This is a genomic window from Gluconobacter sp. ESL1110 (genome assembly GCF_058107395.1).
Genome location: NZ_JBYLUK010000011.1, coordinates 76,542 through 89,569, shown reverse-complemented (window position 1 = coordinate 89,569; position 13,028 = coordinate 76,542). Strand labels below are relative to the sequence as shown.

The 13,028-nt window shown below is 58.5% G+C and carries 12 protein-coding genes; 6 read left to right on the top strand and 6 right to left on the bottom strand.

Annotated features, from left to right (window positions below; all coding sequences use genetic code 11):
• Positions 1–4: 4 nt before the first annotated feature.
• The gene (locus tag AC3B6F_RS13540; protein ID WP_061931501.1) at positions 5–457 is read right to left on the bottom strand and encodes a YMGG-like glycine zipper-containing protein; all 453 of its coding nucleotides are present in this window, start codon (positions 455–457) and stop codon (positions 5–7) included.
• A 44-nt stretch (positions 458–501) separates the two neighbouring features.
• On the bottom strand, positions 502–759 hold the full coding sequence (locus AC3B6F_RS13535) for a YMGG-like glycine zipper-containing protein (RefSeq protein WP_023945100.1): 258 nt from the start codon (positions 757–759) through the stop codon (positions 502–504).
• A 297-nt stretch (positions 760–1,056) separates the two neighbouring features.
• Between AC3B6F_RS13535 and AC3B6F_RS13530 the strand changes: the two genes are divergently transcribed.
• The 5 genes from AC3B6F_RS13530 to rodA all read left to right on the top strand — a co-directional run bounded on the left by AC3B6F_RS13530 (position 1,057) and on the right by rodA (position 6,800).
• Positions 1,057–2,106 (top strand): rod shape-determining protein, encoded by a 1,050-nt coding sequence (locus tag AC3B6F_RS13530; protein WP_007283695.1) that lies wholly within the window; start codon positions 1,057–1,059, stop codon positions 2,104–2,106.
• Positions 2,107–2,122: 16 nt separating this feature from the next.
• Positions 2,123–3,055 carry a rod shape-determining protein MreC gene (mreC, locus tag AC3B6F_RS13525; protein ID WP_489824754.1) on the top strand — a complete coding sequence of 311 codons (933 nt, stop codon included), beginning with the start codon at positions 2,123–2,125 and terminating at the stop codon, positions 3,053–3,055.
• A 3-nt stretch (positions 3,056–3,058) separates the two neighbouring features.
• The gene (locus tag AC3B6F_RS13520; protein ID WP_010502672.1) at positions 3,059–3,625 is read left to right on the top strand and encodes a hypothetical protein; all 567 of its coding nucleotides are present in this window, start codon (positions 3,059–3,061) and stop codon (positions 3,623–3,625) included.
• A gap of 65 nt (positions 3,626–3,690) precedes the next feature.
• Entirely contained in the window at positions 3,691–5,616 is a 1,926-nt protein-coding gene (mrdA, locus tag AC3B6F_RS13515; protein ID WP_489824753.1) for a penicillin-binding protein 2, read from the top strand.
• Positions 5,613–6,800 (top strand): rod shape-determining protein RodA, encoded by a 1,188-nt coding sequence (rodA, locus tag AC3B6F_RS13510; protein ID WP_010502676.1) that lies wholly within the window; start codon positions 5,613–5,615, stop codon positions 6,798–6,800. The genes mrdA and rodA overlap by 4 nt, the downstream gene beginning before the upstream one ends.
• A 3-nt stretch (positions 6,801–6,803) precedes the next feature.
• On the opposite strand, the gene AC3B6F_RS13505 is transcribed toward rodA, so the two are convergent.
• The 4 genes from AC3B6F_RS13505 to AC3B6F_RS13490 all read right to left on the bottom strand — a co-directional run bounded on the left by AC3B6F_RS13505 (position 6,804) and on the right by AC3B6F_RS13490 (position 11,793).
• Positions 6,804–7,844, bottom strand: a complete 1,041-nt coding sequence (locus AC3B6F_RS13505; RefSeq protein WP_489824752.1) for an L-idonate 5-dehydrogenase — start codon at positions 7,842–7,844, stop codon at positions 6,804–6,806.
• Positions 7,845–8,116: 272 nt separating this feature from the next.
• Complete coding sequence (gene glyS, locus AC3B6F_RS13500) at positions 8,117–10,171, bottom strand: glycine--tRNA ligase subunit beta (RefSeq protein WP_489824751.1); 2,055 nt, start codon at positions 10,169–10,171, stop codon at positions 8,117–8,119.
• Positions 10,164–11,042: a glycine--tRNA ligase subunit alpha gene (locus tag AC3B6F_RS13495; RefSeq protein WP_061931510.1), complete on the bottom strand. Its 879-nt coding sequence runs from the start codon at positions 11,040–11,042 to the stop codon at positions 10,164–10,166. The genes glyS and AC3B6F_RS13495 overlap by 8 nt, the downstream gene beginning before the upstream one ends.
• 136 nt (positions 11,043–11,178) lie before the next feature.
• A complete protein-coding gene (locus AC3B6F_RS13490) occupies positions 11,179–11,793 on the bottom strand; it encodes a glutathione S-transferase family protein (RefSeq protein WP_489824750.1) in 615 nt (204 codons plus the stop codon).
• 108 nt (positions 11,794–11,901) lie between these two features.
• On the opposite strand from AC3B6F_RS13490, the gene ftrA reads away from it, so the two are divergent.
• A complete protein-coding gene (ftrA, locus tag AC3B6F_RS13485) occupies positions 11,902–12,861 on the top strand; it encodes a transcriptional regulator FtrA (protein ID WP_489824749.1) in 960 nt (319 codons plus the stop codon).
• The last annotated feature ends 167 nt before the right edge of the window (positions 12,862–13,028 follow it).

Below are 13,028 nucleotides of genomic sequence, written 5' to 3'. Positions count from 1 at the left end.
AGCCTCAGTAGCCGTAGTTGCTCTGCTGAGGATAACCATTGTTGTAACCCTGCGGGTATCCGTTCTGGCAGTTCGTGTTGGGCGGACACCGATACTGCTGTTGCGGATACGTCGGATACTGGCCGTTCTGCTGGTATCCCTGCTGAGGGTAATTGCCCTGTTGCTGGGGATAGCCGTTCTGGTACCCGCCCTGCTGATAGCCCGGACGGTTTGGGGTTGTTACGGCCCCTGTTGCAGCACCGAGAGCGCCTCCAGCCAGAGCGCCAATTGCCGCGCCGCGGCCACCACCCGCCAGAGCGCCGATTGCAGCGCCTGTTCCACCACCTAAAAGGCCGCCGCCCAGAGCACGGGAGCCTGGATCATAGTTCCCCTGGCAGCCGCCGAGAGACAGAACGGTCGCGAAAGCTCCAATCAGAGCCATTCCCCGGAAAGCAGGGCGGGCGATAACGGACCTCATGTCAAAAATCCTTAGATATCATGGTTACTGAGCCTGTATAAGACTTAGTAACTGTTCCGTGAACGCCGGCTTGGCGTTGTTGCCGCGCCGACTGCCGCGCCTGTACCACCGCCTGCCAGTGCGCCGATAGCTGCGCCGCTACCGCCACCAGCAATGGCTCCGAGCGCAGCGCCCGCACCTGCGCCGATGAGGGCACCGGATCCAGCGCGCGCGCCGCTGTCGTATGGATTGCCGCAGCCAGCAAGCGCTGCGCCGCACAGGGTCAGGACGGCAATGAGGCGAGGAGTCTTGATAATGGTCATCTGTTTTGTCCTGTTCGATGCTCCGTCTCCTTCTGCTGACTGCAGAGGGGAAAGAGTTTGGAGACCCAATTATGGTAACGTAGGAAACGTGACTGAAGGGTGGCGGGATTAAGGCTGTAAAAAATTTTTTTCCGTGTCTGACAAGCGCGTGATGAAAAGTTGTTCCTGTTTGATGACATTATACTGAACGGAACCCTTGCTGAACGGTGGCCGCGACGTTAAGTCCACCCGCGGGGAGCCCGCCCCGCATTACACTCTGTGATCTCTCCGCTCGCAGAGCTGCGCCAGGAGTTTTGGATGTTTTCTCGTCTGCTGGGTCTCATGTCTGCTGACATGGCGATCGACCTCGGCACTGCCAACACGCTCGTTTACGTCAAAGGCCGGGGCATTGTGCTCGATGAGCCGTCTGTTGTTGCCATTGCTGAAGTGCGTGGCAAAAAGCAGGTTCTTGCGGTTGGCAACGAAGCCAAGCAGATGGTCGGGCGAACACCTGGCAACATCACGGCGATCCGTCCGCTGCGTGATGGCGTGATTGCGGATTTTGAAGTTGCTGAAGAGATGATCAAGCACTTCATTCGCAAGGTGCATAATCGCCGGGCTTTTGCGAGCCCGCAAATCATCATCTGTGTTCCGTCCGGGGCAACGGCTGTTGAAAGACGTGCGATTCAGGAAAGCGCAGAGAGTGCTGGCGCCCGTAAAGTCATGCTGATCGAGGAGCCGATGGCTGCCGCGATCGGTGCAGGCCTTCCGGTCACGGAGCCTTCGGGCAGCATGATCGTCGATATTGGCGGTGGTACGACGGAAGTTGCGGTGATTTCGCTGGGCGGCATCGTCTATGCGCGTTCTGCCCGTGTGGGCGGGGACAAGATGGATGAAGCCATCATTTCCTACATCCGCAAGACCTATAATCTTCTGGTTGGTGAAAGCTCGGCTGAACGCATCAAGATCGAGCTTGGTGCGGCCATGATGCCGGATGATCCGTCCAACCCGGATGGACCGATCACGGAAATCAAGGGACGTGATCTGATCAACGGTGTTCCTCGTGAAGTGATGGTCAGTCAGGCGCAGATTGCTGAAAGTCTGGCAGAGCCTGTCATGCAGATTGTGGACGCGGTGACGACGGCGCTTGAAAATACCCCGCCTGAACTGGCGGCGGATATTGTGGACAAGGGCATTGTTCTCTCGGGTGGTGGAGCGTTGCTGTATCGTCTTGATGAGGTGCTGCGTCTTTACACCGGCCTTCCGGTCACTGTTGCCGAAAATGCTCTCTCCTGCGTGGCGCTGGGAACAGGTCGCGCACTGGAAGAAATGCGTCGTCTGCGCAGCGTACTGAGCAGCATGTACTGACCCCGGACACTCACCGGTGTTTTCCATCCATACCCGGCAGGTGCTTGCGAGAGCGGCCCTGCCCATTCTGATCCTGCTGGCGGTGGCGTTGGTATTGCTCGGGCTGGTCCGGCGACCGGTGGTGGATGGGGTGCGTCTGAGGGCGACGGATGTTCTGGCTCCTGCGTATCAGGCGCTTGTCTATCCGCAGACGCGGGTTCAGGAATGGCTGGTCGATTTGCGCGGGGCGACGGATCTCGCCAAGGAAAATGTCAGTTTGCGCGATGAAAATCGTGCATTGCGGCACTGGTACGACGTGGCGGTGGCACTTGCAGCGGAAAATGCGCGCCTGAAAAACAGTCTGCACTGGATACCGGAAAGCGCCCCTCAATACGTGACGGGCCGTGTAACGCGGGATGATGGTGGCCCTTATTCCCGTGCTGTGCTGTTGGACGTTGGAAGCGGGCATCAGGTGCATACGGGGGATGTGGCGCTCGATTCGGCAGGTTTGCTTGGGCGTGTGACGGAAATTGGCCCGCATACTGTGCGTGTTTTGCTGATCAATGATGATGCAAGCCGTATTCCGGTGACCCTTTCTGGCTCTCACGGTGATGCCATCATGGCGGGTGATGACACGGATAATCCACGCCTGATCTATTACCCGCAGGATCATCATCCGGTTGAAGGCGAGCGGGTCGAGACACGTGGTCAGAGCACCATGCCAGCCGGGCTGCCCATTGGAACCGTGCATTATCTCGCTCCTAATCGGCCAGTCGTTATGCCGGATGCCGATCTGCGGCGGTTGGATATTGTTCGGGTGTTCGATTACGGAGAGGACGGTGGGCAGGCCCCCGATGCTCCGGGCCGCGTCAAGGTCCGTCGTCCCTCTGAGGAACCCTCCCTGCCAGGTGGATTGCCTTTTCCAAAACTGCCCGGAATGCCGGAGACCTTGGGAAAGGGGGGTCAATAAGCCATGGTGGCCGAAAACTCTACGCCCCATCTGCACTCTGCTGTGGAGCCACGCCAGACATTGCGTCGGCGGCTGGACATTATCGCGCGGGCGGCCATGCCTTCGTTGTTCATTGTGCTGGTTGCCGTTCTGCTTTCTGCACCCTTCGGTATCCCGGGGCAGTCTGAGCTTCAGTTCGGAATTGCCATGTGCACCGTCTGGTTCTGGGCATTCAGTCGGCCAAGATCCATGCCGGCCTGGGCAGTGTTTCTCTGTGGGCTAAGTGTTGAAATTTTCAGTTTTGGCCCACCGGGGGCCGTTCTGTTGTCCCTGCTGGTTATTTATGGCGTTGCCCACCACTGGCGATACGGACTGTCGCGTCTGGGCTTTGTGTCCTGCTGGCTGATTTTCAGCTTTTTTGCGGCTCTGGCATCCTTTTTTCAGTGGGCTCTCGTCTGTATCCATGCATTTGCGCTATTATCTCCGGCCCCGGGCCTCTTTCAGGCTGCGCTGACAATCGGTATCTATCCCAGCCTGACTGCGTTGTTTGTCTGGGGACGCCGTACGTTTGCCAATCCCGATCAGGCCTGACTGCGCAATTTTCGCGTGTTTCACGCAAAATGCTGCCTTTTTTCCGGACTTGAACGCCAGACCTGATGTCTTCCAGAAAACGCCCTTTTTGGTCCCTGCTGCGCTCACGACGCCAGGACGCGCCCGTTCGCTCCGGGCGGGGCGTTTTCACGCGTCGTGCGCTGGTCGTGATGGCCATGCAGGCGGGCGTTCTTGGGGCGTTGGGGCGACGGCTTTATAATATTCAGACGGTTGAGGGCGATCATCTGCGTCAGCTTGCGGAGCGTAACCGCACCAGCAAGCGCCTTTTGGCACCAGCACGCGGAACAATCCATGATCGCTTTGGAGTGGCGCTTGCAGACAACAAGGTGAGTTGGCGTGCGCTGCTAATGCCGGAGGAAACGACGGACATTGCCGCGGTGATTGATCGGTTCTCGCAGATTGTTCCGCTGGATGAACACGACCACGCCCGGATTGAACGTGATCTGAAGCATGTTCACAAATATGTGCCAGTTACCCTGCATGAGTTTTTGTCCTGGGATGACATGGCGCGGATTGAGCTGAATGCTCCATCTCTTCCGGGTGTTCTTGTCGATGTCGGGTCAACCCGGCTGTACCCGTTTCAGGAACTGACTGCTCATCTTGTCGGCTATGTTGCTCCTCCGAATGAAGAAGATGTTGCCAAGGATACGACGCTTTCCCTGCCCGGGATGCGTGTCGGGCGTGCAGGGATCGAGCAGACGCAGGAAGCTTTACTGCGCGGTGATCCTGGCTCTGTGGAAATGGAAGTCAACGCGCTGGGTCGTGTGATCGGCGAAATTGATCGCGTTGAGGGACAGCAAGGCGAGGACGTACGTCTGACGCTGGATGTGGGCCTTCAAGGGAAGGTTCTGGAGTATCTCGGAGACCGCGTGGCCAGTTCTGTTGTGATGGATTGCCGGAATGGCGAAGTCCTTGCGATGGTTAGCACGCCGTCTTTTGATCCATCGCTGTTCGATTCAGGCGTAAGCCATGCCCAGTGGAACGAATGGGCGAATGATCCACGCACCCCGTTGGTCGACAAGGCTGTGTCTGGTCTTTATCCGCCGGGATCGACGTTCAAGCCTGCCGTCGCACTGGGCGCCCTGAAAGCGGGAGCGGTCACGGCGCAGGATCGCTTCAACTGTCCGGGTTATTTCGACATGGGCGGGGTGCGGTTCCACTGCTGGAACCGCTGGGGTCATGGTATGGTCAATATGCGTGATGCCCTGAAATATTCCTGCGACGTCTATTTTTACGAAGTGGCCCGCCGATGCGGAATGGATCCGGTTAAGGCAGTCGGTAACGCCATGGGACTGGGTGTCAAACTGGATATCGAACTGCCACATGTTCGCTCCGGGGTGATTCCGACACCCGAGTGGCGTCAGCAGCATGGTTTCCACTGGAACGGCGGGGATACCGTCAATGCGGGTATTGGACAGGGCTTTGTGCAGGTGACGCCGCTGGCGTTGGCGACTTATGTGTCACGCATTGCGTCTGGCAGGAATGTCCAGCCTCATCTGATCCGGGCCACGAATGATCAGATGTCGAGCCTGGCGTCGGTGGACGCCGTTCCGATGGTGGACGTTCCGAAGGAACATCTGGATATCATTCGGGGCGGAATGTTTGCGGTGGTGAACGAACCGCATGGATCGGCCCCCAAGGCGCGGCTGGATTTACCTGATGTGCAGATGGCAGGCAAAACCGGGTCAGCGCAGGTGCGGCGTGTCTCTCGTGCGTTGCGTGAGTCCGGGCATTTCAATTCCATGAATCTGCCATGGGAATATCGCCCTCATGCGCTGTTCATCTGCTTCGCGCCTTATGATAATCCACGATATGCGGTGTCTGTCGTGGTTGAGCATGGCAATGCTGGTGCTGATGAAGCGGCCCCCTTGGCCAAGCAGATCATGATGGAAGCCTTGGCGCGAGACCCTGCGAACCAACCTCAGCCAACGGGGCAGACCGTAGCGCAGAAGGAGCCTGTTCAGGGATGAGAGGCGGTGTCGTGAATGCATTCGGCTTTCTGAAGTCCGACAAGCGACTGCTGCGGGCAGAGCCGGATTTCCGCCCTATGGCCCGGTTGCTTCAGGTGAACTGGCTGTATGTTCTGCTGGTCTGTCTGCTTGCCGGTGTTGGCTATATCGCGCTTTATTCGGCGGGAGGCGGATCGGCAAAGCCGTTTGCCGGGCCGCAGATGGTCCGGTTCGGCTTCGGGCTTGTGATGATGATTGCCGTGGCGCTCGTCAGTCCGCGGATCCTTCGCATGGTGTCCGTTCCGATTTATCTGCTTTCCATTGCGCTACTTGGTCTCGTGCTGCGGATGGGGCATGTGGGCAAGGGGGCCGAGCGCTGGATCAATCTGGCAGGAATGCAGTTTCAGCCGTCTGAATTCGCCAAGATCGGTCTGGTTCTGATGCTGGCGACCTGGTTCCACAGGATTGGAAACGAGCGGATGGGCAATCCGCTGCGTCTCGTCATTCCCGCTATCCTGACGCTTCTGCCTGTTGTTCTGGTTCTGAAGGAGCCAAATCTGGGAACAGCGACGATTATTGGCGTTATTGGAGCCACGCTGTTTTTCGCGGCTGGAATGCGGCTCTGGCAGATCGTTCTTCTGGTGGCGCCCATCCCGTTTCTGGGGAAGTTCATTTACGGCCATCTGCATGACTACCAGAAGGCCCGCATCGACACCTTCCTGCATCCTGAGCATGATCCTCTGGGGGCTGGCTACAACATCATCCAGTCCAAGATTGCCTTGGGTTCTGGTGGCATGTGGGGCGAGGGGTATCTGCATGGCAGTCAGGGGCAGCTGAACTTCCTGCCGGAAAAGCAGACGGATTTCATTTTCACCATGATTGGTGAGGAATGGGGTTTTGCGGGCGGTATTGCCGTCATCGGTTTGCTGATGGTTCTGACGTTGGGAGCCACGCTCATTGCCATACGGAGCCGCAATCAGTTCGGGCGACTGCTCGGGCTGGGCATTGCGATGGATTTCTTTCTGTATTGTGCTGTCAATCTGTCGATGGTGATGGGCGCCATTCCGGTCGGTGGCGTGCCGCTCCCGCTGATTTCCTATGGCGGTTCAGCCATGCTGACGATGATGTTCGGTTTTGGGCTTCTGATGTCCGCCTGGGTTCATCGCAATGAGCGTGACCCAGGATTTGAGGACGAAGACGACTGATTTTCAGAGTTCCAGAAGAACTTTGGATGAGCTTTTTCGGTCCAGAGACGCGTCAAAAGCGTCTTTGTACTGAGCCAGCGGAAAGCTGTGGGTGATGAGACCGTCCGCAATCCACGGATTGTCCGTGAGGATTTTCAGCGCTTCTGCGAACTCTTCATCAAAGCGGAATGTCCCGCGATAGTCGATTTCCCGTGCGATAATCTGTCCTAGAGGGGCTGGTACATCGCCCGGCGGGAAAATCCCGACCTGCACGAGGATGCCGCCTTTCTGTGTACGGGCGATCGCGGTCGGGAGGGCGGGGATGACGCCCGTGGCCTCAAAAACGATTTCGTACTCTGCGTCATGAGTGTCACGACCAGTGTTGACGGTTTTTGTTGCGCCGAGTTTGTGTGCGACGTCGAGGGCAAAGTCTTGCAAGTCGGTTGCGACAATCTCTGACGCGCCAGCGACCTTGAGGCCAGCGATAATCAGGGCGCCAATCGGGCCGGCTCCCTGAACCATGATGCGTTTGCCCTTAACGTCGCCGGCGCGCGCAATCGCATGGAGAGCGACAGAGAAGGGTTCGGCAAGGCTGGCGCGTTTCACGTCCAGACCTGCTGGCAGCGGATAAAGCTGGGATGTTTCGACAACCATGTCCCGCCGGAAACCGCCGTCCGTATGGGGAAGAAACGCAGCACTGCCAAAAAAGCGCATGTTCCGGCAGAGGTGTTTCGCGCCACGCTCGCATTCAGGACAGTGCCCACACGGATGAGCCGGATGAATGGCGACAGCGTCTCCGATCTTGAAACGTGTCTCGTCGGGGCTGACAGCCTCTACAATTCCGGAAACCTCGTGGCCAAGAATCATCGGCTCGCGCAGGACGGAAGCTCCCGCGCCGCCATGCAAAAAGTAATGCATGTCCGACCCGCAGATACCGCCCCAGGCGGGACGTATGAGCGCCTGACCGGCTTTGAGTGGCGGCACGGCAACGGTTTCTAAACGCAGATCACCCTTTTCATGAATAACCAGAGCTTCGGTTGTCTGAGGAGCGGAAAGGCCGGGCATGGCTTTGCCTCTTTCATCTGAGCAGCGTGAATGACGGTCCTCAAATATGGCCGATCTTGTGAGCTAAAGGCAGTCACGTTTGGGCGACGCGGAAGGCATGTGAAGCTGTCGGGCTGCCATCTGTAACCAGATGGATCTTTATACTATGGGAAAAGATCGAATTGAGGGGTTCGCGAGCGACGCTCTGTGGAGACTCCAACGCCATCCACTGCGATCCGGGTCCGTGTTGAGGAGCGTGGTGGCTGGGCCGGACCACCACGCTCCCATCAGGTTCAGCCCTCGATCTGACCGAAATCGGCGATCAGGGCTGTGGTGGTGCGGAAAGTCGCCAGAAGCTTCAGACGGTTGGCGCGAATGTCGGCTTCCGGTGCGTTGACGGTAACAGCATCGAAGAAGCGGTCCAATGTCGGGCGCAGGGCTGCAATCGCCTGCATCGCATCGGTGAAACGCTCGTCTTTCAGGGCCGTCTCGATCGCAGGCACGGCACTGTTCAGGCCATCTGCCAGAGTGCGCTCTTCGTCCTGCGCGTAGAGAGACGCATCCGGTGTTCCCTTGTGAGGACCGTCCTTCTTGTCTTCGATGCGCAGAATGTTGGCGGCGCGCTTGGCAGCAGCGAGAAGGTTCTTGCCGTCTTCCGTCTGGATCATGTCAGACAGAGCTGAAGTGCGGGCCAGAAGGCGCACAAGATCGCCATCCAGACCGCCTGCCAGTGTGGCGGCCAGAACGTCATGACGTTCGCCTTCGCTGCGAAGCTGAACGCGCAGACGGTCTGCCATGAAGTCCGGCAGCTTGGCGAGTTCTCCGCCGGTGCGACCATTTGCCGCCTTGGCAAAGAGGTCCGTCAGATCCAGACGCAGACCGTTGTCACGAATGGTGCGGATCACACCCAGTGCAGCACGACGCAGGCCGTACGGGTCGCCCGAGCCGGTCGGTGTCTCCCCAATCGCAAAGAAGCCAGCCAGCAGGTCCAGGCGGTCCGCAAGGGCCACGGCAACCGAGACAGGCGCTTTGGCTGTATCGTCGGATTGGCCACGAGGCATGTAATGCTCGGCCACAGCCTTCGAAACGGCGTCGTCTTCGCCATCATGCGCTGCGTAATAGCCGCCCATGACGCCTTGAAGCTCGGGGAATTCGCCGACCATGCCGGTCGTCAGATCAGCTTTAGACAGCAGACCTGCGCGCTTTGCCTGTTCGATCTGCTCTGCGCTCAGGCCTATGGCCGCAGCGACCGTTCCGGCGAGGTCGGAAATCCGCTTGGCGCGCTCACCCTGTGTTCCCAGCTTTGCATGGAACGTCACGGCATCGAGGGCTGCTACGCGGTCCGCGAGCTTTGTCTTGCGATCCAGATCCCAGAAGTGACGGGCATCGGCAAAACGGGCACGCAGAACGCGCTCGTTTCCGGCGATCGTCAGCGTGCCGCCGTCCTTGAACGGCAGATTGGCGACGAAAGCGAAGAAGGGCGCGGCCTTGCCGTCTGCATTGCGCAGGGCAAAGTAGCGCTGATTGATGCGCATCGAGACCTGCATGACTTCGGCGGGCAGATCCATGAAAGCATCGTCGATGCGGCCCAGAAGCGGAACCGGATATTCGACCAGACCAGCGACTTCATCGACCAGTCCTTCGTCTTCCACAACCGTAATGCCCTGCTGGTCTGCCAGACGGTGAACACCGGTGCGGATCATGTCGCGGCGCTTGCCCGCGTCAACAATGACGGAGCGTGTTTCCAGCTCTTCCAGCCAGTGATCTGCCGAACGGACTTCAAACCCGCCGGGCGCCAGAAAGCGGTGACCTTCGGACAGGTTGGAGGACTTCAAGTCGTGGGCATCGTCCCCATCGCGGGCAAGCGAGAAGGGAACGACCTTGCCATTGAGAAGACAGGTGATGCGGCGGAGCGGGCGCACCCATGAGAAGTTTGAGCAAGCACCCCAGCGCATGGACTTGGCCCAAGGGAATTTCCATAGAAGGTCAGGCACAGCTTCGGCGATACGGCTTTCTGCGCTTACGGGGTCAAGCTGCTTGTTCAGAACCCAGAAGCCGTTTTCCAGCGTGAGTTCGTCAGCCGTTACGCCATGCTTGCGGGTAAAGCCTTCCAGAGCCTTTTCCGGTGCGCCTTCGCGAGGGCCGCGCTCGGAGACAGTACGCGCCGGGATTTCGGCATCGACGTTCAGAACGGTCGCGATGCGGCGGGTGCCGTAGAACGTCTGAATATCGGACGGGTTAAGGCCATCAAGAGCCTTGGTCAGAAGGACACCGAGTTCGCTTGCAGCTTTGGGCTGCATGCCTGCCGGGATTTCCTCGCAGAACAGTTCAAGCAACAGTTCAGCCATTGGACGTCTCCTCCTCGCCAGCAAGCCACGCTTCACAGGAGGCTTTTGCCAGCGTCCGGACGCGTCCGATGTAGGATGCGCGTTCAGAGACGGAAATCACGCCGCGGGCATCCAGAAGATTGAAATAATGGGAAGCCTTCAGGCACTGATCGAACGCAGGCTGTGCGACGCCAGCTTCGGCCAGCCTGATGGACTCTTTTTCCGCATTGTTGAAATGCGTGAGCAGCATCTGCGTGTCGGCCAGTTCAAAGTTGTGACGGGAATAGTCACGCTCGGCCCGCAGGAACACGTCTCCGTACGTCAGGCCCTTGCCGTTAAAGTCCAGGTCGTAGACGTTCTCGACGCCCTGAACATACATGGCCAACCGTTCCAGACCGTAGGTCAGTTCGGTGGAGGGCATGACGGTTGGAATACCGCCAACTTGCTGGAAATATGTGAACTGCGTGACTTCCATGCCGTCACACCAGACTTCCCAACCCAGCCCCCAGGCGCCGATTGTCGGGTTTTCCCAGTCGTCTTCCACGAATCGGATATCGTGCTTTTCGGGATCGATCCCGATGGCCCGATAACTCTCCAGAAGCAGGCTCTGGCTCTCTTCCGGGGTTGGCTTCAGCAGAACCTGATACTGGTAATAGTGCTGGAGGCGGTTCGGGTTCTCACCATAACGACCGTCGGACGGACGGCGGCAGGGTTGCACATAAGCGGCGGCCCATGGCTTTGAGCCCAGCGCGCGCAGGGTCGTATGAGGGGAGAGCGTTCCGGCTCCGACTTCTGTGTCGTAGGGCTGCAGAATGGCGCAGCCCTTTTCAGACCAGAATTGATGAAGGCGCAGGATCAGGTCCTGAAAGCTGAGCGGCCGGGTCGCAGACAATTCGATAGGCTCCGGTTGGCAAAATTGGCGGCTACCTTACAGCCTGAGGTGCGTTACCGGAAGTCAGCGGAATAAACGGAAGGACAGTTCTTCGGAAAATATCTTCTGGTTCTGTCGGATGATGCCGAACCGGTTTCTATTCCGGTTGCCACTTCTGGAACGCAGGCAGCTCTTCTGCCTGAGCGGCAAGGCGGATGAGGGCCGGATGGGCTTCGGCGTTGATGACGTTTGGGATTTCGTTCCGGGCGAAAGTCCAGGCAATCGCGGTTGTGATGTCTGCCTGCGAGAGTGTGCCCGACAGCCAGTTACCCTCTCGCAAGGCGTAGCTTTTCTCAAGCTCGGCGAAGGCAGTGCGGGCCTGTGCGGTAACGCGTTCCACCCATGGTTCATACTGGCTATCTTCCGGGCGAAGCTTTGTTTCGTAGACAAGCTGAACCGATTTGTCTGCGGCTGTGAGAGCCAGCCCCAGTATGTAGAGCGCGCGCGTCCGCTCACGCTGGTCTTCGGGCATCAGGCGCTTCTCGGAGGGTAATCCGTGTTCGAGATGATCGAGGATGAGTGTTGACTCCATGAGAACTCTCCCGTCCTGCGTCACGAAGGTGGGGGCTTTCAGCAGGGGGTTGATGGCAGCAAAGGCGGCCTTATCCCGAAACACGGAAAGAGAAAGATGCTCGAACGGAATATCCATCAGTGTCAGGGAGATGGCGACGCGCCGGACGTAGGGTGAGTCCAGCTTTCCAATCAGTTTCATGGGGCTGCTCCGTGAGAAGGGGAGCGGTCATCTTCTCCCTCTAGGGCGGCTGATGTAAGTGTCAGGAACGGTCATTTCCGATCCAATCCTGCCAGAGTGCTCCTGCCTGTGCGTGCCTGTCCTCTTGTTGCCATTCTTGCTTATGACGGGCTGTGTGCCTTCGAATTTGGCTGCGTCATAGAGGTGTTTGGTCTGAGCCGACCGGAAGTCGGTGCGTACTGGTATCGGTGTGTTGTAGCGGGTTTGGAAGATGGGCCGCTTCGGGCGGGATCGCGACTGAGCGTCATGCCCGATGGCGATCTGTCGCTTCTGGAGCAGGCGGATACGATCATTGTTCCCGGTTGGCGGGGTGTGGATACGGTTGTGCCGACGGAACTGGTGCTCGCCTTGCAGCGGGCTCATGCACGGGGCGCGCGGCTCGTTTCAATCTGTTCAGGCGTGTTTGTGCTGGCGGCTACAGGTCTGCTCGATGGACGTCGGGCCACGACCCACTGGCACCATACGGCGCATCTGGCCCGGAAATATCCGAACATTCGTGTGCAGCCGGACGTGCCTTACACGGAAGATGGGGGCCTGCTGACGTCCGCCGGAAGTGCTGCGGGGCTGGATCTTTGTCTGCATGTCGTTCGGCAGGATTTTGGGGCCAAAATCGCTAATCAGGTAGCGCGCAGGTTGGTTATCCCGGCGCATCGTGATGGTGGGCAGGCACAGTTTGTTCCCCGACCGGTGGCAAAACGGCCTGGCCATCGTCTGGGGACGCTGTTCGATGTGGTTCGCACCAGACTGAATGAGGATTGGCCGGTTGCGCGGATGGCGTCGGAGGCCGGGATGAGTGCGCGTGGATTGCATCGCCATCTGCAGGGCGCGACGGGTATGACGCCGCTGAGGTGGTTGCTGAATGAGCGAATCGCCCTTGCCCGGGAACTGCTGGAAACGACGCGTAGCCCCATCATGGAAATCGCCCGACTGAGTGGCTTTCGATCAGAGGCTGGTTTTCGAAAGCAGTTTCGACGTTTGATTGGGCTGACGGCGACTGAATATCGAAGGCGGTTTGACGCGACGGGCTAAGGATTGGAACCGTTAATGAAACCAAAGATTAGGCAGCGTGTTGGACTGCCTGATATGCCTGTTGCGCCGTATCTTGAAACGGTCAGATTTTCCTGCATTGAATTTTAGCGGAGGTCTGATGGGCAGCAGGCCGATCCCTTGTCGATTGGGCCTAGGTGCCTCATATG